Annotated in this window: 22 protein-coding genes; 17 read left to right on the forward strand and 5 right to left on the reverse strand. The window is 65.1% G+C overall.

Features of this window, described 5'->3' with window-relative positions; all coding sequences use genetic code 11:
• Positions 1-51: 51 nt before the first annotated feature.
• On the forward strand, positions 52-1,497 hold the full coding sequence (locus HUS66_RS13625; protein WP_175071487.1) for an aldehyde dehydrogenase family protein: 1,446 nt from the start codon (positions 52-54) through the stop codon (positions 1,495-1,497).
• 154 nt (positions 1,498-1,651) lie between these two features.
• Here the strand turns inward: HUS66_RS13625 and HUS66_RS13630 are convergent, their stop codons facing one another.
• On the reverse strand, positions 1,652-1,990 hold the full coding sequence (locus HUS66_RS13630; RefSeq protein ID WP_175071489.1) for a hypothetical protein: 339 nt from the start codon (positions 1,988-1,990) through the stop codon (positions 1,652-1,654).
• A 222-nt stretch (positions 1,991-2,212) separates the two neighbouring features.
• Between HUS66_RS13630 and HUS66_RS13635 the strand changes: the two genes are divergently transcribed.
• The 4 genes from HUS66_RS13635 (at position 2,213) to HUS66_RS13650 (ending at position 5,207) form a co-directional block, all read left to right on the forward strand.
• Entirely contained in the window at positions 2,213-2,701 is a 489-nt protein-coding gene (locus HUS66_RS13635) for a hypothetical protein (RefSeq protein ID WP_175071491.1), read from the forward strand.
• A gap of 228 nt (positions 2,702-2,929) precedes the next feature.
• Positions 2,930-3,616 (forward strand): type 1 glutamine amidotransferase domain-containing protein, encoded by a 687-nt coding sequence (locus HUS66_RS13640; protein ID WP_175071493.1) that lies wholly within the window; start codon positions 2,930-2,932, stop codon positions 3,614-3,616.
• 139 nt (positions 3,617-3,755) lie between these two features.
• Positions 3,756-4,568, forward strand: a complete 813-nt coding sequence (dkgB, locus tag HUS66_RS13645; protein WP_175071495.1) for a 2,5-didehydrogluconate reductase DkgB — start codon at positions 3,756-3,758, stop codon at positions 4,566-4,568.
• Between the two features lie 225 nt (positions 4,569-4,793).
• Entirely contained in the window at positions 4,794-5,207 is a 414-nt protein-coding gene (locus tag HUS66_RS13650; RefSeq protein ID WP_175071497.1) for a hypothetical protein, read from the forward strand.
• A 20-nt stretch (positions 5,208-5,227) separates the two neighbouring features.
• Here HUS66_RS13650 and HUS66_RS13655 read toward each other — a convergent pair whose 3' ends face one another.
• Together HUS66_RS13655 and HUS66_RS13660 are read right to left on the reverse strand one after the other, a co-directional pair.
• Positions 5,228-5,443 carry a hypothetical protein gene (locus HUS66_RS13655; RefSeq protein WP_175071499.1) on the reverse strand — a complete coding sequence of 72 codons (216 nt, stop codon included), beginning with the start codon at positions 5,441-5,443 and terminating at the stop codon, positions 5,228-5,230.
• 138 nt (positions 5,444-5,581) lie between these two features.
• Complete coding sequence (locus HUS66_RS13660; RefSeq protein WP_175071501.1) at positions 5,582-6,142, reverse strand: DUF1439 domain-containing protein; 561 nt, start codon at positions 6,140-6,142, stop codon at positions 5,582-5,584.
• 255 nt (positions 6,143-6,397) lie between these two features.
• On the opposite strand from HUS66_RS13660, the gene HUS66_RS13665 reads away from it, so the two are divergent.
• Both HUS66_RS13665 and rapA read left to right on the forward strand, forming a co-directional pair.
• Positions 6,398-7,195 carry a TlpA family protein disulfide reductase gene (locus HUS66_RS13665; RefSeq protein WP_175071503.1) on the forward strand — a complete coding sequence of 266 codons (798 nt, stop codon included), beginning with the start codon at positions 6,398-6,400 and terminating at the stop codon, positions 7,193-7,195.
• Positions 7,196-7,384: 189 nt separating this feature from the next.
• Complete coding sequence (gene rapA / locus HUS66_RS13670) at positions 7,385-10,327, forward strand: RNA polymerase-associated protein RapA (RefSeq protein ID WP_175071505.1); 2,943 nt, start codon at positions 7,385-7,387, stop codon at positions 10,325-10,327.
• Positions 10,328-10,514: 187 nt separating this feature from the next.
• Here rapA and HUS66_RS13675 read toward each other — a convergent pair whose 3' ends face one another.
• Complete coding sequence (locus HUS66_RS13675) at positions 10,515-11,420, reverse strand: TIGR01777 family oxidoreductase (RefSeq protein ID WP_175071507.1); 906 nt, start codon at positions 11,418-11,420, stop codon at positions 10,515-10,517.
• A 317-nt stretch (positions 11,421-11,737) separates the two neighbouring features.
• On the opposite strand from HUS66_RS13675, the gene HUS66_RS13680 reads away from it, so the two are divergent.
• The 10 genes from HUS66_RS13680 (at position 11,738) to HUS66_RS13725 (ending at position 21,123) form a co-directional block, all read left to right on the forward strand.
• Positions 11,738-12,754, forward strand: coding sequence for an NAD(P)/FAD-dependent oxidoreductase (locus HUS66_RS13680; RefSeq protein WP_175071509.1), 1,017 nt, complete (start codon positions 11,738-11,740; stop codon positions 12,752-12,754).
• A gap of 135 nt (positions 12,755-12,889) precedes the next feature.
• Complete coding sequence (locus HUS66_RS13685; RefSeq protein WP_175071511.1) at positions 12,890-13,258, forward strand: sirohydrochlorin chelatase; 369 nt, start codon at positions 12,890-12,892, stop codon at positions 13,256-13,258.
• 152 nt (positions 13,259-13,410) lie between these two features.
• Positions 13,411-14,322 carry a MerR family transcriptional regulator gene (locus HUS66_RS13690; protein WP_175071513.1) on the forward strand — a complete coding sequence of 304 codons (912 nt, stop codon included), beginning with the start codon at positions 13,411-13,413 and terminating at the stop codon, positions 14,320-14,322.
• 71 nt (positions 14,323-14,393) lie between these two features.
• Positions 14,394-15,842, forward strand: a complete 1,449-nt coding sequence (phrB, locus tag HUS66_RS13695; protein ID WP_175071515.1) for a deoxyribodipyrimidine photo-lyase — start codon at positions 14,394-14,396, stop codon at positions 15,840-15,842.
• A gap of 27 nt (positions 15,843-15,869) precedes the next feature.
• Positions 15,870-16,328 carry a nuclear transport factor 2 family protein gene (locus tag HUS66_RS13700; RefSeq protein ID WP_175071517.1) on the forward strand — a complete coding sequence of 153 codons (459 nt, stop codon included), beginning with the start codon at positions 15,870-15,872 and terminating at the stop codon, positions 16,326-16,328.
• A gap of 104 nt (positions 16,329-16,432) precedes the next feature.
• Entirely contained in the window at positions 16,433-17,236 is an 804-nt protein-coding gene (locus HUS66_RS13705; protein ID WP_175071520.1) for an SDR family NAD(P)-dependent oxidoreductase, read from the forward strand.
• On the forward strand, positions 17,233-18,549 hold the full coding sequence (locus tag HUS66_RS13710; protein WP_175071522.1) for an NAD(P)/FAD-dependent oxidoreductase: 1,317 nt from the start codon (positions 17,233-17,235) through the stop codon (positions 18,547-18,549). The genes HUS66_RS13705 and HUS66_RS13710 overlap by 4 nt, the downstream gene beginning before the upstream one ends.
• Positions 18,546-19,310 carry a DUF1365 domain-containing protein gene (locus HUS66_RS13715; protein WP_175071524.1) on the forward strand — a complete coding sequence of 255 codons (765 nt, stop codon included), beginning with the start codon at positions 18,546-18,548 and terminating at the stop codon, positions 19,308-19,310. The genes HUS66_RS13710 and HUS66_RS13715 overlap by 4 nt, the downstream gene beginning before the upstream one ends.
• Positions 19,307-20,575: an SAM-dependent methyltransferase gene (locus HUS66_RS13720; RefSeq protein ID WP_175071526.1), complete on the forward strand. Its 1,269-nt coding sequence runs from the start codon at positions 19,307-19,309 to the stop codon at positions 20,573-20,575. The genes HUS66_RS13715 and HUS66_RS13720 overlap by 4 nt, the downstream gene beginning before the upstream one ends.
• Positions 20,572-21,123 carry a DUF2878 domain-containing protein gene (locus HUS66_RS13725; protein ID WP_175071528.1) on the forward strand — a complete coding sequence of 184 codons (552 nt, stop codon included), beginning with the start codon at positions 20,572-20,574 and terminating at the stop codon, positions 21,121-21,123. The genes HUS66_RS13720 and HUS66_RS13725 overlap by 4 nt, the downstream gene beginning before the upstream one ends.
• 57 nt (positions 21,124-21,180) lie before the next feature.
• Here the strand turns inward: HUS66_RS13725 and HUS66_RS13730 are convergent, their stop codons facing one another.
• Complete coding sequence (locus HUS66_RS13730; RefSeq protein WP_175071530.1) at positions 21,181-23,043, reverse strand: putative bifunctional diguanylate cyclase/phosphodiesterase; 1,863 nt, start codon at positions 23,041-23,043, stop codon at positions 21,181-21,183.
• Between the last annotated feature and the right edge of the window lie 198 nt (positions 23,044-23,241).

The raw sequence follows: 23,241 nt of genomic DNA on the forward strand, positions 1-23,241 counted from the left end.
CTCTCGCCCCACCTCTCTAGACCCATCTCTCGACTTATGACGGAGCGCGTCATGCAAAAGATCGACCAGCAGTTCATTAACAATCACTGGGTGACCAGCCAGAGTCAGCGCCGGCTGGCCGTCATGGACCCGTTTCGGGAAACGGTGATCGCCGAAGTCACCGCCGGCGACCCGGCCGATGTCGAGGCCGCCGTTACCGCCGCTCGTCAGGCGCAGCCCGCCTGGGAAGCCCTTGGCGGCAATGCCCGTGGCGACTATCTGGACGCCTTCGCCGAGGCCCTGAGCGCACGCCGCGAGACGCTGACCCGGCTCTCGTCCACCAACAACGGCAAGGCGCTGATGGAAGCCGGCATCGACCTGGACGATGCCATCGCCTGCTACCGCTACTATGCCAATCAGGCCCGCGCTCTGGAGGCCCGGCAGGGGCGCCTGGTGGAACATGCCATGGACGGCGTCGAGGCCCGCTGCTATGAAGACCCCGCCGGCGTGGTCGGCCTGATCGCGCCCTGGAACTTCCCGCTGGTGACCAGCGCCTGGAAGCTCGCCCCGGCACTGGCCGCCGGCTGTACCGCGGTCTTCAAGCCGTCGGAAGTCACGCCGCTGCCCGAGCTGGCGCTGGCCGATATCGCCCTCGAGATCGGTCTGCCCGCCGGTGTGCTCAACCTGCTCAACGGTGACGGTGACGGCATCGGCGCGCCCCTGAGCCAGCACCCCAGCATCGACAAGCTCTCCTTCACCGGCAGCAACGCGGTTGGCGAGAAGATCATGCAGGCCGCCGCCCGTGGCGTGCGCGGCGTGTCGCTGGAGCTCGGCGGCAAGTCACCGATCCTGGTGCTCGACGATGCCGACGTCGAGCAGGCCGCCGACTGGGTGATGGCAGGCATCTTCTTCAACAGCGGCCAGATCTGCTCGGCCACCTCGCGCCTGATCGTCCACGAGGCGATCGGCGAGTCGCTGTATGCCGCCCTCGGCGAACGTATCGACGCGCTGACGCTGGGCGACCCGCTGGATGAGGGCACCGACATGGGCCCGATGACCAGCGAACGCCAGCGCGATGCCGTGCGTTCCTACCTGGCGCTGGCCGAACGCGAAGGGCTCGAGGCCGTCCGCGACGCCCGCCATCGCCGCCTGCCGGATCAGGGCTTCTTCGTCGCCCCGGTGCTGTATCGCGACGTGCCTACCCACAGCCGCCTGTGGTGCGAGGAAATCTTCGGCCCGGTGTTGTGCGCAAGAAGCGTGGCAAGCGAAGAAGAGGCGATTGCGCTGGCCAACGACTCGGCGTTTGGCCTTGCCGCCACCGTGATCAGCGGCGACGCCGAGCGCGCCAAGCGCGTCGGCCGTGCCCTCAAGGCCGGCAGCATCTGGTTCAATACCGAGCAGTTGGTGCTGCCCGAAACGGGCTGGGGCGGCTTCGGCATCAGCGGCATTGGCCGCGAATTGGGCCCTTGGGGGCTGGCCGGCTATCTCGAGGTCAAGCACATCGTCGGGCCAGCCTGAGACCGGACCGGGCCCCTAATCCAGGCCTGTGCATAAGCAAGGCGGCCGGCTGGCCGCCTACCAAAAGAGACCGCCGAGGCGGTCTCTTTTTTGGTTCGCTTTGTTAGGTTCGATGCGACGCCCAGTTAGCGCCCGTCATCGAAGACGCCGGCCATCAGGCGGCACCTGGTACCGGGGAAAAATGGGTGCGGGCATGGTGATAGAGGACGCTGGCATAGCCGTTGCGGTGGAGCAGCTTGTGAATCTTGGCCGGGTCCTGGTCCTCGAGCGCGCGGCGCAGCTTGGCTTGCTGCTCGGCGTCGATTGCCTCGTGCCAGTGGAAGGGTGTCCCCTGTGCCAGGGCCTTTTCAGCCTGCTGCATGAGGTCGATTTCCACTCGCCCACCCTGCTGATAGAGCAGGTCGAAGCCTTCCTGGCGCTCCGCAGCGGGAACGTCGCAGGGTTTCTCCATCGCTTCCAGTACATTGACGTAGTAATAGCTAAGCGGCTGCATCTCGGCTCCTTTCAAGGAAATTGTTGTCTTGCCAACGAGCTTTTTGCCGTTCTTGCCGACCACCCCCATAACGGGGTGACGCACTTCGAGTGTATCTCACCCATGGAGATCCGACAGCCATCCATGCTCTTGCGTCTGAGGATCCATGACGACCCTGACGTTGCCATACTCACGGGGGCCCTGTAGGAGTATCCCTAGAATCCATTCATTGGCAGGTGATCCATGGCTCGACGGCCCTTCGCTCTTTCGACAACCAACGCCTCCTCGACCACCCATGCTTCCTCGATAGCCGCGGCGGCCTCGACAGCGACTCCCGCAACCGCTACAGCTCAGCCGGCCTGGCTCAGGGAGTGTCTGATCTCACTGGCGATCGCGGCGCTGCTAGCCGGGATATCGCTGGGCGCTGGTCTCACCTGGCAAGCACAAGGCCTGGGCTGGCTGGCAGCCGGGCCACTGGTGGCAGCCATTGGCTGGAGCCTGGTCTGGGGATTTTTGCTGATACGCCACCTCCACCAGTCGCTGATCGGGGCCCTCGGCTTCTGGCTGGTGCAGGGAGCAATGTGGCACGGCAGCTACCGGGATGGGCCGCTGGGCGAACTCGAGACGCCGCTGCTGGTCCTTTGGGCGCTGATGCTTGCCGGCCTGGCCTTGACCCTGCTGGCGCTCTGGCTTGCCAAGGCTTACCGAAGCCGCACTGACTCCGGCCGTTAAACCAGGCACACCGTCGAGAGCATCTCGCGAGCAGGCGCGCTATCCATGATCCAGATCGAGTTCCCGCTCAGCATATGCACATAGCGCATATCTTGTATCAGTATTCATCAGTTCCCGAATACGGTGACGGTCTCTAGAGTGGCTATCATTAACTCGCCGCCGAGGGCGGCGAGGCATCAGCTGTGACCTTTTTCCAAATCATCTTTCAAACCATCACCAGGAGCTTCCATGAGCAAACGCATTCTGATGGTACTGACCTCTCACGACCGTCTCGGCAATACCGGCAAGAAGACCGGCTTCTGGCTCGAAGAGCTGGCGGCGCCCTACTATGCCTGCCTGGATGCCGGCGCCGAGATAACTCTGGCATCCCCCCAGGGCGGCCAGCCGCCGCTGGACCCCGCCAGTGACGCAGAAGATAGCCAGACCGATGCCACCCGTCGCTTCAAGCAGGACGATGCGGCCAACGCCAAGCTGGCCAACACCCAGCGCCTGTCCGAGATCAAGGCCGACGACTTCGACGCCATCTTCTATCCGGGCGGTCACGGCCCGCTGTGGGACCTGGTCGACAATCCCGATTCTATCCGCCTGATCGAAACCTTCTGGGCTCAGCAGAAGCCGGTGGCGGCGGTCTGCCATGCGCCCATCGTGCTGCTCAATGCACGCGATGAGTCAGGTGAGCCGCTGGTCAAGGGCCGCGAGGTCACCGGGTTCACCAACGGCGAGGAAGACGCCGTGGGCCTGACCGAGATCGTGCCCCAACTGGTCGAAGATGCGCTGATCGGCTGCGGCGGCGTTTACTCCAAGGCCGACGACTTCACGCCCTACACTCGCCAGGATGGCCGCCTGATCACCGGCCAGAACCCGCCCTCTTCCGAGCCAGTGGCCAAGGTACTGCTCGAGGCACTCGGCCTCTGAGTCGCCAGGAGCCGTCATCGACGCTTCTCATCCCGCCCTTGAATCCGGCGGGATGATCCCAAGGTTTATTAGTCAGCTATCGATGCCTAACGGGAGCGACTCGTCAGGCACGAATCTTGCCCATTGTTACGGAGGTTGCATGACTCAGCACACCGCTATTCCCAATCCCGGGCTCGGCACCTTCCGTCTTAAGGGCGATACCCTCAAGAGCGCCGTCAACAACGCTCTTGACCTGGGCTATCGCCATATCGATACGGCCCAGATGTATGGCAACGAGGCCGAGGTCGGCCAGGCGATCGCCGAGAGTTCGGTGCCGCGTGACGAGATTTTCCTGACCACCAAGGTCTGGCACGACACTCTCGAGCCCGATGATCTCAAGAAGAGCGTCGACGAGAGCCTGGACAAGCTCGGCACCGATTACGTCGACCTGCTGCTGATTCACTGGCCGTCGCCGAACGATGAGGTGCCGATGCGCGATTACCTCACCGCACTGCGTGAGGTACAGAAGGCCGGCAAGACCCGTCATATCGGTGTGTCCAACTTCACCATGGCGCAGATCGACCAGGCCGTGGATATCCTCGGCGAAGGCGTACTGCTGACCAACCAGATCGAGGTCCATCCCTTCCTGCAGAACCGCGCACTGGTGGAACATTGCAAGCGCCACGACATCGCGGTCACTGCCTTCATGCCGCTGGCCGTGGGCAAGGTGATGGAAGACGACACCCTCAAGCGCATCGCCGCCGACCACGATGCCACCCCGGCACAGGTCACGCTGGCCTGGCTTCAGGCGCTGGATATCGTGACCTTCCCGTCGTCTACCAAGGCCGATCACCTCAAGAGCAACATCGAGGCGCTGAAGATCACCCTGAATGACGACGAGCTTGCAGAGATCGCTACGCTCGATCGAGGCGAGCGCATCGCCAACCCCGACTTCGCGCCCGACTGGGACTGACCGCGAAGCACGGTAGCGAGATCCTTCGTGCCTGATCTAGCGATGAGATAAGTCCAGATAAGGCGATATAAAAGGGGGCGGTGGCCATGAGCCACCGCCCCTTTTTTTGCGTCTGCCCTGCCGCTCGATAGGCCCAGCCACTCACACGCATAGCGACAATTCAGCGGCACCGCGCCTCGCCGTGCACAACACTCACGGCATAGACACGCTGATCAGGAGGCCAAGATGCAACGCCTTTCTCTGGACAAGGCAACCCTCAGGGTTCGTGACCTCGATGCGCTGACCCAGGTCTTCGGCGAGCTGCTGCCGCTGTTGATCGCTACCCCCACGGGAACAGTTTTCGAGCTGGGCAGCGACGCCCGAGGGCATACCCAGGTACTGATGCTGGTGAAGAGCGCAACGCCCTCACCGCCACGCCGCATGACCCTCGAAGTGCCCGACACCGGCTTTGCCGCGCTATGTAAACGCCTGACCGCTCGCGGCGCCCGCCTTTACCAGAGCCAGGGCAGCAGTTCCCCGGGCTGCGCCTGGCGAGTGCTGAGCTACCCCCTGCCCGAGGGGCATCATCTGCAGGTGGTCACCATCGACCCACGGCGCTGTGCGCCGATGAGCATTCGGCCCACCGCCGCGGGCGCCTGAGCGCCATGGTGAATGCGCCCTTAGCCGCGATCTGCCTGCCTGCGCTGACGATTGCGCCGATAGGTCCGCGCTACCGCCAGCACCAGTGCTGAGGCGATCATCAGCCCGAGCGTCAGCCCCTGCCAGGGCCGAGCGGCATCGCCCATCACGGTTTCAAGCGTAATGATGGCGATCAGGCCAACGGCCTGACTGGCGATCGCTAGCGCGCGCAGGATGTCGAAGGCAGGCTTGGCCATGAAAGCTCCCGATGTGGATCGTTTGACCTGTTGTGGGTCGTTTGAATCGTGCGAGGGGTGTGGATAAGTCAACATCACCGATGAGACGCCTCCCTCGCGCAGCGCCTCATGATACCCAATGCGAAGGGCCCGGGTCGTCTAGAGCCCCGGCTTCAGCACCAGCCTGCCGGGCTCGATATCCAGGGTCACGGCTCGCGAAGCCAGGCGCTCCTTCCACCCCCAGCCCATGGCGTCCGGATCCAGGCGATATACCGGCACGCTCTCCAGGGTCTGGGCGACCAGGCGCACCACCATGTCGGTGACCGGCGCGACATCCACGGGTAGCCAGGGCGCATCGATGCGGCTGTCGAGCAGCGTCAGGCGACGCAGGTAGATCGCTCCCTCGTCGTTGTCGTAATAGGGCATGCCCTCGAGACTCAACGACACATCGGCGGGCAGGTTGGACGCGAAGGCGTTGACGGCGACGCGGCCGGCTACCGCGATACGCACCACGTCGCGACCGTCCGGACCGACGGCGAGCTCGGTGGACTCGAGACTCAGCGACAGCGGCGAGCCGGCCTTGAGCTGGGCTCGGTCGAAGCCTTCCACAGCCGCCGTCAGTTCCTGCTGCAGGGTGTCCTCGCTCACCGAATAGGAGAGCGTGGAACAGCCGCTCAGGCCAAGCAGGCAGATCAGGATCAAGGGAACGAGGTGGCGCATGGGACCGGCTCCGGCAGAGGGATGCGGCTATCCTGTCCCATTATTGCCCTGTCGCCAAGCGCCTGCGCTCCTTTGCGCGACACGTCGTGCTGCTCTCTCTTTATGACAGGCATCCGTGACAGTCAACCGTGACAGCCATCGGGCGAGACAGTAGGCTAAGCGCGACTCTTTGCCATGCGGCGCCGGTACGCCTGCCGCCCGCTCGCCCTTTTCTAGCCACTTATATTTATTCGCTACTTACCGGAGCCCGACGACATGGATGCCCTGGCCATCGGCCCGCTGTTGATCTCGCTACCGCGTCTTTATGCCCTGGCGGCGGCGCTTGTCCTGCTGGTCCTCAGCCTGGTGCTGCTTGGCCTGCCGCGACGCGCCCATGCCCGTTGGTTCAATGGCCTGCTGCTCAGTTGGCTGGTCGCGGCGCGCCTGGGCCATGTGCTAACCCACCTCGACAGCTTCGCCGCCGCGCCGCTGGACGCCCTCAAGTTCTGGCAGCCCGGCTACCTGGGCCTGGCGGGACTCGCCGCTGCCAGCGCCTGGACGGCCTGGACGCTGCGTGCCCATATGGGGCGCATGTTGGGCGGCCTGGCGCTGCTGCTTGGCTGCTCGGCGCTGTGGCTAGCGCTGGTCAGCTGGAATCCACTAGGATCGAGCGCCACCCTGCAAAACCTGCCCGAACTGACGCTCGAGAACCTCGACGGCGAGCCTATCGAGCTGGCGTCGCTCGAGGGCCAGCCGGTGTTGATCAACCTATGGGCCACCTGGTGCCCGCCCTGTCTGCGCGAAATGCCGCTGCTCGCCGCAGTAGCCAGTCGCGACGACATCACCGTGGTCACCGCCAACCAAGGGGAAGAGCTGCTGCAGGTGGTGCGCTATCTGGACGATAACGACTTACGCTTCGACCAGACACTGCTCGACCCGCAGCAGCGCCTGGGCGTTATCGTCGAGTCACCGGGACTGCCCACCAGCCTCTACTTCGATGCCGACGGCCGGCTGGTCGAGCGCCATGTCGGCGAGCTTACCCGCGCCCAGCTCGAGGCCTGGACGAGGCGCTGAACGCGTATTCTAGCCACTCATTCACCCCCAGGGCCGCATGACGTCAACGGCATGCGGCCCTCGCTTTCCCAGCTGACGCCTTGCCTACTTAAGCCGCGCCTCGCTTTGCTGTAAGATACCGCGCCCTGTCGTCGTCGGCCGCTTTGTGCCGGCTACGTGCGCATCGACCCTTTCAGTATCCGAGGCAGCATGAGCGAATTTTCTCCCGGCCAGCGCTGGATCAGCGACGGCGAAGCCGAGCTGGGCCTGGGCACCGTCCTGAACTGCGATTTCCGTACCGTCACCGTGCTGTTTGCCGCCAGCGAGGAAACACGCACCTACAGCGTGCGCCAGGCCCCCCTGACTCGGGTGGCCTTCGGTAGCGGCGACCGCATCCAGTCCGCCGAGGGCTGGCAGATGCTGGTCGACGACAGCAAGGAAGAGCGCGGTCTGATCGTCTATATCGGCGAGGACGACCAAGGCCAACTGCGCGAGCTGCCCGAAGCCCAACTGGCCGACACCATGCAGTTCGACCAGGCCCGCGACCGCCTGCTGACCGGCCAGGTCGACCGCAACGACTGGTTCAACCTGCGCTTCCGCACCCTGCACCACCATAATCGCATCGAGCAAAACCCGGCACTGGGTCTCGCCGGCCCCAAGGTCGACCTGATCGAGCATCAGCTCTACATCGCCGATGAGATCACCAACCGCCATGCGCCCCGTGTGCTGCTGGCCGACGAAGTGGGCCTTGGCAAGACCATCGAAGCCGGCCTGATCCTGCACCGGCTGCTGCTCACCGGCCGCGCCGAGCGGGCGCTGATCCTGGTGCCGGACAGCCTCACGCATCAGTGGCTGGTCGAGCTGCTGCGTCGCTTCGCCCTCAAGGTCACCCTGCTCGACGAGCACCAGAGCCAGGCCCATAGCGACGGCAATCCCTTCGAGACCGGCCAACTGGTGCTGGCGAGCCAGCAGTGGCTGTTCAATAACCCGCACCGCCAGGCCCAGGCCGAGGCCTGCGACTGGGACATGCTGATCGTCGACGAGGCCCACCACCTGGACTGGGCTCCGGACGAACAGGGCCCCGGCTACAGCTGCGTCGAGCGCCTGTCGACCGCCATCGACGGCGTGCTGCTGCTCACCGCCACCCCCGAGCAGATGGGCCTCGAGAGCCACTTCGCACGGCTACGCCTGCTCGACCCGGACCGCTACCAGGACCTCGAACGCTTCAAGGCCGAGGAGGCCGGCTACGTGCAGGTGGCCGAGGCCATCGATGCCCTGGAGACGCTGCCCGCCGGCTCCACGGCCGAGAGCACTGCCGCCCGGACACGGATCGATGCGGTGATCGACGACGCCGACAGCCAGGCCCTGCTCGATACCCTGGCCGAGCCGGAAAGCGATGACGCCCAGCGCGAGTCGGCCAGGCGCCAGCTCACCGAGCAGTTGCTCGACCGCCACGGCACCGGCCGGGTGATGTTCCGCAACAGCCGACGTCACGTCGGCGGCTTCCCCTCCCGGGAGCTGCACGTCAGCGAACTCGCCCTGCCCTCGGCCTATCGCCGTGTGCTGCGCCGGATCGAACGCGACGAGGACTACCTCGACGAGCTGCTGATCGAGACCGGGCTGGATCACCCAGATGTGCTGATCTACCCGGACGCCATGTACCGGGCGCTCGGCGAGGACCCGCTCAATGCCGAACCCTGGTGGCAGTTCGACCCCCGAGTGACCTGGCTGCTCGAACAGCTCACCGAGGTCGGCGACGATAAGATGCTGGTCATCGCCCACGACCGCGACACCGCCCTCGAGCTCGCCGAGGGCTTGCGGGTGCTGGGCGGCGTGCATGCGCCGGTGTTCCACGAGGGCCTGACGCTGGTCGAGCGCGACCGCGCCGCCGCCGCCTTCGCCGATGACGAGGACGGCTGTCAGGTGCTGGTGTGTTCGGAGATCGGCTCCGAGGGCCGCAACTTCCAGTTCTGCCGCCACCTGGTGATGTTCGATCTGCCCCAGCACCCGGACCAGCTCGAGCAGCGCATCGGCCGCCTGGACCGCATCGGCCAGCAGCACGCCATCCAGTTGCATGTGCCGGTGTTCGAACAGAGCCCCGGCGCTCGCCTGCTACGCTGGTATCGGGAAGGAATGGACGCCTTCAGCGCCCCCCATGGAGTGGGCAGCGAGCTGTTCGATGCCTTCGGCGACGAGCTGGCCGAGGCGCTGCTCGACGAGGAAGGCCTCGAGGAGCTGATCACCGAGACCCGCGCGCTCTTCGCTGCCAAGCTCAAGGAGCGCGAGGCCGGCCGCAATCGCCTGCTGGAGCACAATGCCTGCCGCCCCGCCCGGGCCGCCAAGGTGATCGAGGCGATCCGCGAGCTCGACGACGACAAGGCGCTGCCGCGTTACCTGGAACAGGCGCTGGATATTTTCGGCGTCGACAGCCAGGAGCTCGGCGGCAATATCATGCATCTGCAGCCGAGCCCGCAGATGCTCGACGGCCTGCCGGGACTGGTGAAAGGCGAGGACGGTTTCTCTGCCACCCTGTCGCGCTCTCAGGCCCTGGCGCGGGACGACGTGCAGCACCTGTCCTGGGAGCACCCGCTGGTGCGCGAGATGATGGCGCGCCAGCTCGACGGCAACATGGGCAACACGGCGCTTGCCCTGCTCAAGCATCCGGCGATCCCCGGCGGCCGCCTGATGACCGAGCTGGTCTTCCGCACCCATTGTCCGGCGCCCAAGAAGCTGCACGTCAACCGCTTTCTGCCGGCCACCGCGGTGCGCGTGCTGCTCGACGAAACCGGCAGCAACCTATCCTCCAAGGTCTCCTTCGGCGGGCTCGCCAAGAACCTCACCAAGGTCAAGAAGGCGGTGGCCCGCGACCTGATCAAGGACCGCCACGACCAGTTGCGCGAGCTTCTGACCCAGGGCGAGCAAGAAGCCGAGCGCGAGCTGCCGAGCATCGTCGAGGCCGCCCAGACCCGCATGCGCGAGACCCTGGACGGTGAGCTTTCCCGCCTCAAGGCGCTCTCCCGACACAATCCGGCGGTGCGTGAAGATGAGCTGAAGGCCCTCGCCGACACCCGGGCCGCGCTGGATAGCGCCATCGAAGGCACCCGGCTACGCCTGGATGCGGTGCGCGTGATCGTGACCATCGACACCGACTAGCCTCGATGAGGGCGCCGATCCCGGTGCCCGCCCACGGCACGCCTGAAACCCAGCGCGCCCGGCCGAATTGGCCGGGCGCGCTGGGTTTTACGGCAATGCCGCTACTCACGAATCTCTTGGTGCCAAGGGAAATCTTGGTGATAAGGGGAACGAAGGCGCCGAGAGCTCTGAACCGACTCGAACAGCGCTAGCGCCCGAGGATCGCCGTCAGCGCCTGATCGAGTGTCGGGTACTGGAAGCGAAAGCCGGCCTCCTCGAGGCGTGCCGGGCGCATGTCGGCACCGGTCAGCAGCAGGTTGGCCATTTCGCCGAGGCCTGCCTTGAGCACCCAGGCCGGCACCGCCATAAAGGCCGGCCGCTTGAGGTGGCGGGCCAGGGTGGCAGAGAAGGTGGCATTGGTCACTGGATGCGGGGCCGAGGCATTGAAGGGGCCGCTGAGATCCTCGCGCTCGAGCAAAAATTCGAGCAGCGCCAGCATGTCCTCGCGGTGGATCCAGGGCATGAACTGACGCCCACTGCCGAAGGGGCCGCCGAGCCCCAGCTTGAAGGGCGTCAGCATCTTCGCAAGGGTGCCGCCGTCCTTCTCGAGCACCAGTCCGGTGCGCACCAGCACGACCCGCACACCGTGGGCCTCGGCGGCCTTGGCTTCCTGCTCCCAGCGCTCACACAGGCGGTGGGCGAATTCGTCGTGGGGCGGCGTCTCCTCGGTGACCCGGGTATCGCCCTGATCGCCGTAATAGCCCATCGCCGAGCCGGAAACCATCACCCGCGGCGCCTCGCCGATCTCGGCGAGTTGATCACAGAGCTTCACCAGCTCCCGAGTGATACCGACGCGAGAGTCCACCAGACGATGCTTTTGCGCCTCGCTCCAGCGCTTGCCGGCGATCGATTCGCCGGCCAGGTTAATGATCGCCTCCGGCCGTGCCTCGGCGAATGCCATGACCGAGTCCGCGACCCTCGCACCCTCCGGCAGCAAGCCCCGAGCGCTGCCCGGATCTCGGGAGACCACCAGCAGCTCGTGCCCCGCCTTGGCCAGGCGTTGGCACAGGGGCCTACCGACGAAGCCGGTTCCACCAGTGACCAGAATACGCATGCTGCCTCCTTAGAATGCTAAACCTATGTGCTACCCGCCGACATCGAGCTGTCTCGCCTTGGCAAGCTGACCCGAGGAAAGATGCTGCCCCAGCGCCCGAGAACTAGAATCCGTGGACAGAAAGCTGAGAACAGGAGCCTGACAGCAAGAGTGACTCATGACGATACTGTCACGCCAGGACTCCTTGCCTGCATCAGCCCCAGAAGGCGATGACGGACCATCGCAGGACAAACCAAGAGTTATACAGCTTTTGTACGAATCTGTTAACCTAGTAACCGATTGCTGCAACGCCAACCACGCCAGTCCCCGGAGGATTAATGACTGCCACCCCTTCCATCGCCATTATCGGTGCCGGCCTATCGGGACTCGCCTGCGCCCAGGCACTCGCCAGTCACGACATCTCAAGCGAGGTCTTCGACAAGGCGCGTGGACCGGGCGGGCGCCTGACCAGCCGTCGGCTGCCCGGCGCCGTCGTCGATCTGGGGGCTCAGTATTTCACCGTCCGTGAGGCGCGCTTCTCCGACCAGGTCGCCGTCTGGCGCAAGGCCGGGCTGGTGGCTCCCTGGCCGCAGCGACTGTGGCGGGTCGAGGCTGACGGTTGGCAGCCCCACCAGGACGATCAAACACGCTACAGTGCCGTGCCGCGCATGAGCGCCCTGACACGCTCGCTGGCCGAAGGCCTCAACCTGCATGTTCAGACGCGCATCACCGGCCTGCATCAGAAAGCCGACGGCTGGTGGCTAGCCGACGACACCGGCCGCGCTCATGGCCCCTATGCCCGGGTGGTGGTCACGGTGCCGACGCCTCAGGCCGAGCCGCTGGTCGCGCCCCATGATCCGGCGCTTGCCGCCGACTGCCTCGCCATCGTGCAACAACCCTGCTGGGCTGGGCACGTGGTCTTCGATGAGCCCTTGCCGGCACTGCCCGGCGTCGATGCCGACTGGCAGGCCGCCTTCGTCAATGTCGGCCCGCTGGCCATGATCAGCCGCAACGACACCAAGCCCGGCCGGCAATCGCAGGACGAGAGCCTGACACTGCTCGCTAGCCCCGAGGCCAGCACTGCCTGGCTGGAAGACGACGCCGAGACGGTAGCTGAGCGGCTCTTCTCGGCCTTCGAGACACTCTACGCACGGCCGCTGCCCAAGCCGCGTCTCATCGGCGCCCACCGCTGGCGCTATGCCAAGCCATCCGGGCCGATCTCTGGCCCAGGGTACAGGCTCAGTGCCCGGGGCCTTGCGCTGTGCGGCGACGCCTTTCGTTCACCTCGAATCGAGGGAGCCTGGCTTTCCGGGCATGGCCTGGGCCAAGCCCTGGCCGCCGAGATCGGTCACTAATGAGGCCGACCACTGAGAAAAGCCAAGAATTCAAGAGTTGAAAGACTGGCCAGTTGAAAGACTGATACTCGGGCAGCCCATGCACGACGACGCCACTGATTACGACCACTCATTCCCTGAAGCCAAGAGGTTTTCATGTCACACGCCCTGATTCTGCTCGCCCACGGCTCTCGTGATCCGCGCTGGAAGGCCCCCTTCGAATCCCTGGCCGAGACCCTCGCAGCGCGTCTATCTACCCCGCTGCGCATGGCCTACATGGAGCTCTGCGAGCCATCGCTCGAAGCCACGGTGGCCGAGCTCCGTGACAGCGGTATCGAGCGGGCCGATATCCTGCCGCTATTCTTCGCCGCCGGCCGTCACCTCCGCGAAGACGTCCCGGGGCAAATCACCGCCTTGAGCGAGGCCCATCCCGATATCGAGCTGACGCTGCTTGCGCCGGTGGGCGAGCACCCGGCCTTTGTCGATGCCCTGGCCGGCATCATCGACGAGCGTGCCGACGGCTGATCAGCGGCGATAGTGAGATGCCGCTCACCCCACACTTTGTACAACATCATTGCCTTGTATAATATTTTGCACCATTCTTAGCCCCATCAGCGACGTAGCACAGTGTTTGCCAGTCGCTGTTTCGACTGACCCAGCGAGAGGCTCCCAAGCGCATGACTACCAAGGCGACCCACCCGGCAGATACGCCGCTCTACCCTATTCGTGAGGTTTCGCGATTGACGGGGGTCAACTCGGTGACCTTGCGCGCCTGGGAGCGACGCTACGGCCTGATTCGCCCTCAGCGCACGGCCAAGGGTCATCGTCTCTATGCCTACGAAGACGTGGAGCGCGTCGAACACATCCTGCAATGGCTCAATCGCGGCGTTCCGGTCAGCCAGGTGCGCGAGCTGCTCGACCAGCCGGCGCCGCCCGAGCCTCAGATGCCGGCCATCGGCGATTGGACGGGCCAGCGCCAGCAGTGGCAGACCGCCGTCGAAGCCCTGGATCTCGAACGCCTGGACACGCTCTACCATCAGGCCATGGCGCTCTACCCAGTGGCCACCTGCGTCAGCGAACTGTTCAAGCCGCTTGTCGCGTCGCTCGAGGAAAACTGGGGCGACCAGCTCGGCGCGGCGCTGCAGCGCGCGACTCTGGAATCCTTCCTGCGCAGCCGCATCGGCACTCGCCTGTATCACGGCAACCAGGTTGGCACTGGCGGCATGGTGCTGATCAGTCGGCTGCCGGACGCTCACGGCATGCTCTGGGAGTTACTGATCGCCCTGACGGCCAGCGACGCCGGCTACCGTGTGCAGCTGTTCGACACCGCTCTACCCCTCAACGAAATGCCGCTCGCCGTTCAACGCCTGAGCGCCGCCGCCATGCTGGTGTGCAGCGGCCAGGCCGAGCGCGCCGAACTGTTCCGGCGCCAGCTGCCCAAGCTCGCCGAGCAGCTCACCGTACCGTTGGGCCTCTGCGGCCCGGTGGCGCGCATCCGCGAGCAGGAGTTGAGCGATACTCAGGTCGCGGTACTCGGCGACGACCCGATACAGGCCATCGCTCGACTCAAGCCGCTGACCCGGGGCTGATCGCGGCCAGCCTCACCCCCTCTGACAGCGCCTCTTCAGACACGGCCCCCTCCATAATGACAGGAGCGATCATGCAAGGTGCGACTCAGGCCAACGCGGCCCCTCGACTGGTCTGGCTGCGCAGCGATCTGCGACTACACGACAACACCGCCCTGAGTGATGCCGCCCGTCAGGGCCCGGTGGTGGTCGTCTTCTTGCGTTGTTTGCCCCAATGGCAGGCCCATGGCCACGGGGCCAACAAGCTCGACTTCCTCAATCGCGGCGTCGCCGCGCTGGCCGAGGATCTTGCCGGTTACAATATCCCGCTGCTGCACCGGGAGATCGACCACTTCGACGACGCCCCGGCCACCCTGCTCGCCCTGGCTGAAGAGGTCGGCGCCTGCGCCCTGCACTTCAACCGCGAATATCCCCTCGACGAGTGGCGCCGCGACGAAGCGGTCATCGCCGCCTTCGACCGCCAGGGCCTGGCGGTCAAGGCGCATACCGACGCCATCGCCTTCGCCCCTGGCGAATTGCTGACGGGGCAAGGCGACTACTACAGCGTCTTCACGCCCTTCGCCAAGGCCTGGCACCGGGCACTCACGCCGGAGCGACTGGCCCTGCGCGACGCACCCGCCGTCCAGGCGCCGCTAGAAATCTCAAGCGAGCCGGTACCCGAGCTGCCCGACCTTGGCGATAGTCCAGCCGCACCGGAGCGCTGGCCCGCCGGGGAGCGGGCCGCCGCCGACCGGCTGGAACGTTTCCTGCGCTTTCGCGGCCGCCACTACAAGGAGCAGCGCGATCTGCCGGCAGTCGCCGGCACCAGCGAGCTCTCACCCTATCTGGCGCTGGGCATGCTGTCCTTTCGTCAGTGCTGTCAGGCGGTGCTGGCCGAAAACGACGGCCGCCTCAACGAGGGTGACGCTGGTCTTACCGCCTGGGTCAACGAGCTGGTCTGGCGGGAGTTCTATCAGCACATCGTCATCGGTTTTCCCCGAGTGTGCCGTCACCGGGCCTTCCAGCAACACACCGAGGCCCTGGCTTGGCGCGACGACGAGACCGCCTTTACGGCCTGGTGTGAGGGACGCACCGGCTACCCCATCGTCGATGCGGCCATGCGTCAGCTGGTCGAGACCGGCTGGATGCACAACCGGCTGCGCATGGTGACCGCGATGTTCCTGACCAAGCACCTGCTGATCGACTGGCGCCGCGGCGAGGCCTTCTTCCTGCGCCACCTGATCGACGGCGAGTTCGCCGCCAACAACGGCGGCTGGCAATGGGCCGCGTCCACCGGCACCGACGCCGCGCCCTATTTTCGCATTTTCAATCCCACCACCCAGTCCCAGCGCTTCGACCCGGAAGGCACCTTCATCAAGACCTACCTGCCCTCTCTGGCGACGCTTTCTGCCAAGCAGCGCCATGCGCCGCCGGCAGGCGACCTGCTTGGCCAGGCCGACTATCCCGCGCCGATCGTCGATCACAAGGCCGCACGCGCGCGGGCGCTGGACGCCTTCAAGGCCCTCAAGAGCGACGCGTCCTGACGGGGCGCGCCCTGAACAGGAGTCATCATGTCTCATGACCCGGCCCTCGAGGCTTTCTGCGCCTTCTTCAACAAGCTAGACAAGACCTATACAAATCAATTGGGCAACGTATACACTGATGACATTGTCTTTCAGGATCCGCTGCACCGGATCGAGGGTCTGAGCGAACTTGAGAGCTACTTCGCAGCCTTGTACACGAATGTAGAGGAATGCCAGTTCACCTTCCATCAACGGCAGCGCCAGGGCGACACCGCCTTCGTCACCTGGACCATGACGCTACGCCACCCCCGGCTGTCAGGGGGCAAGGCCTATGAAGTGGAAGGTTGTTCACGACTGACGTTCGCTCCGTCTTCGGCCGGCAGTGACGAAGGATTACAAAAGGTGCAGCACCACCGTGACTACTTCGATGCCGGGGAATTGCTCTATGAGCGGCTCCCCGGGCTCGGTTGGGTGATTCGTCATCTCAAGCGACGCGCCGGGGCCTGAAACCCATTGGCCACTGCCATCGTAGCTAATAGCGACGCTGCCGCATGAAGGATCGTATGGCGCGTGCCATCGAGGCCGACACGGCCGTCTGGCCAGGAGGAAGCATGACCACAACACCGCATCCGCAGCGCATCTGGTTGACCGGCGCGACCTCGGGTATCGGCCGCGCCCTCGCCGAACGCCTGCTCGACGATGGTCATCGGGTGGCCCTCAGCGCCCGCAGCGCCGAGAAACTTGAGGCGCTGACCGAAGGTCATGACAATGCCCTGGCAGTACCGCTGGACATCACCGACCGCGAGGCCGTAGCGGCCGCTGGCAAGCAAATCATGGAAGCCTTTGGCGGGCTCGAGCTTGCCCTGCTCAATGCCGGGACCTGCGAATACCTGGATGCGCGAGACTTCGATGTCGACCTCGTCGAGCGGGTCTTCGCCCCCAACTTCCACGGCGCCCTCTATACCATCGAGGCGGCGCTGCCGCTGCTGCGCCAGGCACGCGACCACGACGGCAGCCGGCCGCTGCTGGCGGCTACCTCCAGCGCCTCGGCCTATGTCGCACTTCCCAGGGCCGAGGCCTACGGTGCCTCCAAGGCGGCGCTCAGCTACTTCATGGAATCGCTGCGCCTGGATCTCGCCGCCGAAGACATCGGCGTCAGCGTGATTCACCCGGGCTTCGTCAAGACGCCGCTCACCGAGCGCAACGACTTCCCGATGCCGATGCGGGTCAGCGTCGACACCGCCGTGGAAGCCATCCTCAAGGGCCTCGAGAAGCGCGACCTGGATATCCACTTCCCCAAACGCTTCACCTACCTGGTCAAGCTGATGGGCATTCTGCCACCCGGACTCCGCTGGCGACTCGGCCGGCGCATGACCCGCGACCGGGATAACCGGGCAGCAGGAGACGAAACATGAGCAGACAGCGCATCGCCGTGATCGGCAGCGGCATCAGCGGCATGGCCGCGGGCTACTACCTGTCGAAGCACCACGATATTACGCTCTTCGAGGCCGGCGAGCGTCTGGGTGGGCACACCGCGACCATCGATGTGACGCTGGACGGCCGCGACTACGCCATCGATACCGGCTTCATCGTCTTCAACGACTGGACCTACCCGCACTTTCAGGCGCTGCTGGCCGAGCTGGGGGTTGCCAGCCAGCCCACCGAGATGAGTTTCTCGGTGCATGAGCGCGCCTATGATTTCGAGTACAACGGCCACACTCTGGGCTCTCTCTTTGCTCAGCGCCGCAACCTGCTGCGCCCGCGCTTCTATCGCATGCTGGCCGATATCCTGCGCTTCAACCGCTCGGCCGTCCGCGACCTGGATAGCGGCCGCCTGGACGCGGCGATGACGCTTGGCGACTACCTGGATGCCGGCGGCTACGGCGAGGACTTCCGCCACCGCTACCTGCTACCGATGGGCGCGGCCATCTGGTCGGCCAGCATCCAGGACCTGATGGGCTTCCCGCTGGCCTTCTTCGTGCGATTCTTCAAGAATCATGGCCTGCTGTCGGTCAGTCATCGCCCGCAGTGGCACACCTTGGTGGGCGGCTCCCGCGCCTATATCCCGGCGCTGACCGCGCCCTACGCCGAGGGCATCCGCCTGGAAAGCCCGGTGCAAGGCATCCGCCGGCGCGCCGATGGCGTCGAGATCATAAGCCGCCATGGCACCGAGCACTTCGACCAGGTGGTACTGGCCTGTCACTCGGACCAAGCCCTGGCACTGCTCGAGGATGCCAGCGGCGCCGAGCGCGAGATTCTTGGTGCCATGCCCTACCAGGACAACGAGGTGGTGCTGCACACCGACACCCGCTTACTGCCCCGCCGCCAGCGCGCCTGGGCCAGCTGGAACTACCGCCTGGACGGTCGCGGCAATGCTGCCCGAGTCTCGGTGACCTATGACATGAACATTCTGCAGCGCCTGGAGGCACCGCACACCTTCTGCGTGACCCTCAACGATAGCGCCAGCATCGATCCACGCCGGATACTGGGGCGTTTCACCTACGCGCATCCCTGCTTCACCCTGGCCGGCCAGGCCGCCCAGGCGCGCCATGCGGAGATCTCCGGCACCGGCCGGCGCACCCACTTCTGCGGCGCCTACTGGCGCAACGGTTTCCACGAGGATGGCGTCTGGAGTGCTCGCCGGGTAGCCCTGGCGCTGGGTGACACGCCGCGCCCCGCCGACGACGCCCGGACGGCCAGCGAGACCGGCGCGGAGGCGCCCGCATGATTGCCGCTCCTCGCTCCAGGATCTACCACGGCCACCTGCGCCATCGCCGCTATCGGCCCAGGGCCCACGCCTTCCGCTATGGGCTATGGATGGCCTGGCTGGATCTCGACGAGCTGCCGGCGCTGTTTCGCGGCGTGCCGGGCTTCGGCGAGGGAAAACTGGCGCTGGCCCGTTTTCGCCGCAGCGACTATCTGGCGCCCCATGAGCGCCCACTCAAGCAAGTCGTCCGGGAAGAGCTCGAACGCCAACTCGGCGCGGCGCCTAAGGGGCGGGTGTGCATGCTGACCCAGTTGCGCACCCTCGGGGTGGCCTTCAATCCGGTCACCCTCTATTACGCCTATGACGCCGACGACCGGTTGGTCGCGCTACTGGCCGAGGTCACCAACACGCCATGGGGCGAGCGGGTGCGCTATGCCTGCCGTGTCGATCCGGGGCGTCACAGCCACCAGGCCAGTTTCGACAAGGCCATGCACGTCTCGCCCTTCAATCCCATGGACATGATCTATCGCTGGCGCTTCTCGACGCCCGGGGAGCACCTGATGATGCATATGGAAACCTGGAAGGACGAAGCACTGCACTTCGATGCCACCCTGACCCTGAAGGCCCGAGCTGCGACTCGTGGCGCGCTGGTGGCTGCCTTGGTCCGACAGCCCTTCATGAGCCTCAAGACCCTGGCCGGCATTCACCTGGAGGCACTGCGCCTGTGGGCCAAAGGCGTGCCGATCCATGACCATCCCCATCGCGAGGAGACACCGCCGTGAGTACGATCCGCTCTGCCACCTCAGCGCCGCAGTCCGAGACGGGCGATCGCCTGACCCGACTGCTCAAGCCCCGCCTGCTCGCTCAGTTGAACGACCTAGAAGGCGGCCAGATCACCCTGATCGAAGGCGATCAGAGTCATACGCTGGGCCGCGGTGGGCCCTTGTCCGTCACGGTCGTGGTCCAACGCGCCCAGGCCTGGCGCCGGCTGGCGCTGGGCGGCACGGTGGGCGCCGCCGAAGCCTACATGGACGGCGACTGGGAAGCCGATGACCTCGTCGGCCTGACCCGGCTGTTTGCCGCCAATATGGAAAGGGTCAACGGCGAGGTCGAGAACGGCAGTGCTCGCCTCGGCCGCTGGCTGTTGACCGCCGCCTATGCCCTGCAGCGCAACACTCAGCGCGGCGCTCGACGCAACATTTCGGCGCACTACGACCTGGGTAACGATCTGTTCGCCACCTTCCTCGATACCCAGCACTGGATGTACTCGAGTGCCGTCTTTCCTCACCCGGAAGCGAGCCTCGAGGAAGCCTCGACTCACAAGCTCGACGTGATGCTCGACAAGCTCGACGTGGGCCCCGATAACCATCTGCTGGAAATCGGCACCGGCTGGGGAGGGCTCGCCATCCATGCCGCCAAGAGCCGCGGCTGCCGGGTCACGACCACCACCATCTCCGACGAGCAGTACGCCCATACCGCGAAACGCATCGAGGAAGAGGGGCTTGGCGAGCGAATCACCTTGCTCAAAGAGGATTATCGCGCCTTGAAGGGCCGCTATGATCGGCTGATCTCGGTGGAGATGATCGAGGCAGTAGGCCACCAGTATCTCAACACCTACCTCGAGACCCTGGATCGGCTGCTCACCGACGATGGCATGGTGATGCTGCAGGCCATCACCATCCGTGACCAGCGCTTCGAGGCCGCCAAGCGCGAGATGGATTTCATCAAACGCTATATCTTCCCCGGCGGCTTCCTGCCCTCGCATCGCGCCATTCTCGACGGCATGGCCCGCCACACCTCACTGAACGTGCTCTCGCTCGACGAGATTGGACTGCACTATGCCCGCACCCTGCGCGAGTGGCGCCATCGCTTCGAGTCGCGGCTGGATCGGGTACGCAAGCTCGGCTATGACGAGCGTTTCATTCGCATGTGGCGCTACTACCTGTGCTACTGCGAAGGCGGCTTCCTGGAACGCAGCATCGGCACCTGTCACCTGCTGATGGCGAAACCCGGCGCTCGCCGGGCCGCCTTGACGGGCACGCCATGACCCGGCCTCGTCTTAGTGGCTGGGTGGCCTCGCTAGCCAATATCCTGGCCTTTCAGGTCGGTTGGTTTGCCTGCGTATTGGGAGGCAGCGCGATAGGCGCCGTCGTGGCGGCATTGATCCTGACCGCGCACCTTTACTGGCTGGGGCAACCGCGGGAATGGCGGCTGCTGGCGGCTTTCGCCACCCTTGGGCTGGTCATCGATGGCAGTTTCGTACTGCTCGGCGGCTTTGGCTTCGATGCGACAACTGGCGGTGAGGCTGCCCTTGCCGGCGCTGGGGCAGGCTCATGGGGGGCGCTACCGCTGCCGCTCTGGCTGTGGCTGCTGTGGCCGCTGTTTGCCACTCTGCCGCTGCATTCACTGACCTGGCTATGGCAGCGCCCTTGGCTGGCGGTGCTGGGGGGAGCGACGAGCGGTCCACTGTCCTACCTGGCCGGCGCACGGCTGGCCGGTGTGGAGCTGGCCCCTTGGCTGCTGCCGGCGGAGGCGCTGGTATGGGCGGTGCTGTGCCTGGGGCTCAGCCATCGCCTGGGGCGGAAGCCATCTTGACCACCATTGCCAAGCCAATGCCATGGGAGCCGCTTCAGCCACAAGATTGCTAGATTGCTAGGCCGGGGCGATAGCCGCACCATCACTTGAGTAAACCCCCGTGCCCTCTTGCCTGAGCCGTGCCTCGATCTCGCCTGCCGACACCGGGCGCGAGAACAGGAACCCCTGCACTTCGGGGCAGCCCTGCTGGTGCAAGAAGTCCCGCTGCGCCGGCGTTTCGACGCCTTCCGCCACCACCGTCAGCGATAGCCCCTTGGCCATCGCCAGCACCGCACCGACGATCGCCGCATCCGCGCGATCATCAGGCAGCGCACTCACGAAGGCCCGATCGAGCTTGAGCTTGTCTACCGGCAGCCGCTTCAGATAGCTCAGGGAAGAATAGCCGGTGCCGAAATCATCGATGGCGATCTGGTGGCCCTTATCGCGCAATGATGTCATGCGCGGGTAAACATCGCCGGCACGCTCATCGAGCAACACCGACTCGGTGAGCTCGAGTCCGAGCAGGCGGGTCGGCACCTGGTAACGGGCCAGACACGCGGAAACTCGAGATTCCAGGTCGCCCTGAATCAGCTGTAACGCGGAAATATTCACCCAGACCGGCACCCGCGGCAGCCCGGCCTGATGCCAGCGCGACAGCTGAGAAACCGCCTGCTCGATCACCCAGGCCCCTAGCGGGGTCATCAGACCATGGCGCTCGGCCAGCGGTATGAAGTCTCCCGGCGACACCATGCCAAGCCGCGGGTGCCGCCAACGCATGAGCGCTTCCATGCCTACCAGGGAGCCATCCTTCAGGCTGTGCTGCGTCTGGTAATGCAGCTCGAGTTGATCACCGTGGGCGAGTGCCGCGCGCAGGTCGTTGACCAGCTCGAGCTGTCGATCCCCCGGCTCATCCAGGGCGGGCTGAAAGCGCTTATGATGGTTACGGCCGTGGCGCTTGGCGCTATAAAGAGCGCTTTCCAGCCGCTGCAATAGCACATTGGAATCGCGACCATCATCCGGCGCCCGACAGCTGCCAACGGTCAAGCCAAGGCGCAGCGACTGCCCGTCCAGTTCGAAGGGCGCCGTCAGATGCTCGCTGAGTCCGGCCACCCAGGTATCATGGTCGTCGAAGTTGGTGGTGCGGATGACCATGAATTCATCGCCGCCCAGGCGTCCCACCACTCCCCCTGCCACCTGCCGCGCTAGCCGCTGGCCAAAGCGCGACAGTAGCCGGTCACCTGCCTCGACACCCATGGCATCGTTGATGGCCTTGAAGCCATCGATGTCGATCAGCGCCATGTCCAGCCCTTCACCGGCACGCAGGTGGCGTAGCCGCGAACTCAGCAGGTCGTGAAGCCGCCGCCGGTTAGGCAGGCCAGTCAGCGGGTCCTCGAAGCCAATGCGGCGCATGTCCTGCTCACGCGCCTTGTGACGAGAGATGTCGGTAAAGAGTCCCACGTAGTGACTGACCTTACCATTCTCGGCACGGTAGGCCTGAATGCGCAGCCATTCCGGGTATTGATCGCCCTGCTTGCGCTGGTTCCAAATCTCGCCTTCCCATTTGCCAAGCGAGGTAAGCGTCTCCCAATAACGGTCGTAGAACGCCTTGTCGTGACGCCCTGCCGATAGCATCGATGGGTCCTGGCCACGCACTTCCTCGAGGGCATAACCGGTGATCTGGGTAAAGGCAGGATTGACGGTGAGAATACGGTGGCGGGCGTCGCAGATCATGATGCCGTCTTCGGAGTTCAGCATCACTTGCTCGCCCAGTGCTCGACGGGCATGCTCCTGGCGCACCACCCGCGAGGCATCCCAAAGCCCTAGGGCGAGCAGTAGCAGGGTCGTCAAGCGCACTCCTACTCCGCTGGCCCACGGCAGGGCGGCGACGCCGAGCAAGCCCAGCCAGACCATTGGTCGGTTAAGTGTAAAGAGCGGCCACATAAGGAGTCATCAGTTTTACGGTCCATGGACTCGAGTACGAAAGAAGTTCGTACCTTTCATTACTCTATCGGCGAACGCTACCATGGGTTTAATCGTTAATCACCAAAATGGTGAGGGCGCGGTATCTACCCTCTCGTCAGCCGGACCGCCGCCAAGGGTGGCGACGTGCAATCATCTGGCGCTGCCAGTAGAATGGCC

The sequence above is a fragment of the Onishia taeanensis genome (assembly GCF_013349955.1).
GTDB classification, from domain to species: domain Bacteria; phylum Pseudomonadota; class Gammaproteobacteria; order Pseudomonadales; family Halomonadaceae; genus Onishia; species Onishia taeanensis_B.

Bases quoted from the DNA above. Each gene is read 5' to 3' on its own strand.
- HUS66_RS13630 (WP_175071489.1), bottom strand. From the start codon at position 1,990: ATGCAGCCGCTTAGCTATTACTACGTCAATGTACTGGAAGCGATGGAG.
- HUS66_RS13730 (WP_175071530.1), bottom strand. From the start codon at position 23,043: ATGTGGCCGCTCTTTACACTTAACCGACCAATGGTCTGGCTGGGCTTG.
- dkgB (WP_175071495.1), top strand. From the start codon at position 3,756: ATGACTCAGCACACCGCTATTCCCAATCCCGGGCTCGGCACCTTCCGT.
- HUS66_RS13680 (WP_175071509.1), top strand. From the start codon at position 11,738: ATGACTGCCACCCCTTCCATCGCCATTATCGGTGCCGGCCTATCGGGA.
- phrB (WP_175071515.1), top strand. From the start codon at position 14,394: ATGCAAGGTGCGACTCAGGCCAACGCGGCCCCTCGACTGGTCTGGCTG.
- HUS66_RS13650 (WP_175071497.1), top strand. From the start codon at position 4,794: ATGCAACGCCTTTCTCTGGACAAGGCAACCCTCAGGGTTCGTGACCTC.
- HUS66_RS13725 (WP_175071528.1), top strand. From the start codon at position 20,572: ATGACCCGGCCTCGTCTTAGTGGCTGGGTGGCCTCGCTAGCCAATATC.
- HUS66_RS13640 (WP_175071493.1), top strand. From the start codon at position 2,930: ATGAGCAAACGCATTCTGATGGTACTGACCTCTCACGACCGTCTCGGC.
- HUS66_RS13710 (WP_175071522.1), top strand. From the start codon at position 17,233: ATGAGCAGACAGCGCATCGCCGTGATCGGCAGCGGCATCAGCGGCATG.
- HUS66_RS13625 (WP_175071487.1), top strand. From the start codon at position 52: ATGCAAAAGATCGACCAGCAGTTCATTAACAATCACTGGGTGACCAGC.
- HUS66_RS13660 (WP_175071501.1), bottom strand. From the start codon at position 6,142: ATGCGCCACCTCGTTCCCTTGATCCTGATCTGCCTGCTTGGCCTGAGC.
- HUS66_RS13715 (WP_175071524.1), top strand. From the start codon at position 18,546: ATGATTGCCGCTCCTCGCTCCAGGATCTACCACGGCCACCTGCGCCAT.
- HUS66_RS13655 (WP_175071499.1), bottom strand. From the start codon at position 5,443: ATGGCCAAGCCTGCCTTCGACATCCTGCGCGCGCTAGCGATCGCCAGT.
- HUS66_RS13700 (WP_175071517.1), top strand. From the start codon at position 15,870: ATGTCTCATGACCCGGCCCTCGAGGCTTTCTGCGCCTTCTTCAACAAG.
- HUS66_RS13675 (WP_175071507.1), bottom strand. From the start codon at position 11,420: ATGCGTATTCTGGTCACTGGTGGAACCGGCTTCGTCGGTAGGCCCCTG.
- HUS66_RS13690 (WP_175071513.1), top strand. From the start codon at position 13,411: ATGACTACCAAGGCGACCCACCCGGCAGATACGCCGCTCTACCCTATT.
- HUS66_RS13635 (WP_175071491.1), top strand. From the start codon at position 2,213: ATGGCTCGACGGCCCTTCGCTCTTTCGACAACCAACGCCTCCTCGACC.
- HUS66_RS13665 (WP_175071503.1), top strand. From the start codon at position 6,398: ATGGATGCCCTGGCCATCGGCCCGCTGTTGATCTCGCTACCGCGTCTT.
- rapA (WP_175071505.1), top strand. From the start codon at position 7,385: ATGAGCGAATTTTCTCCCGGCCAGCGCTGGATCAGCGACGGCGAAGCC.
- HUS66_RS13685 (WP_175071511.1), top strand. From the start codon at position 12,890: ATGTCACACGCCCTGATTCTGCTCGCCCACGGCTCTCGTGATCCGCGC.
- HUS66_RS13705 (WP_175071520.1), top strand. From the start codon at position 16,433: ATGACCACAACACCGCATCCGCAGCGCATCTGGTTGACCGGCGCGACC.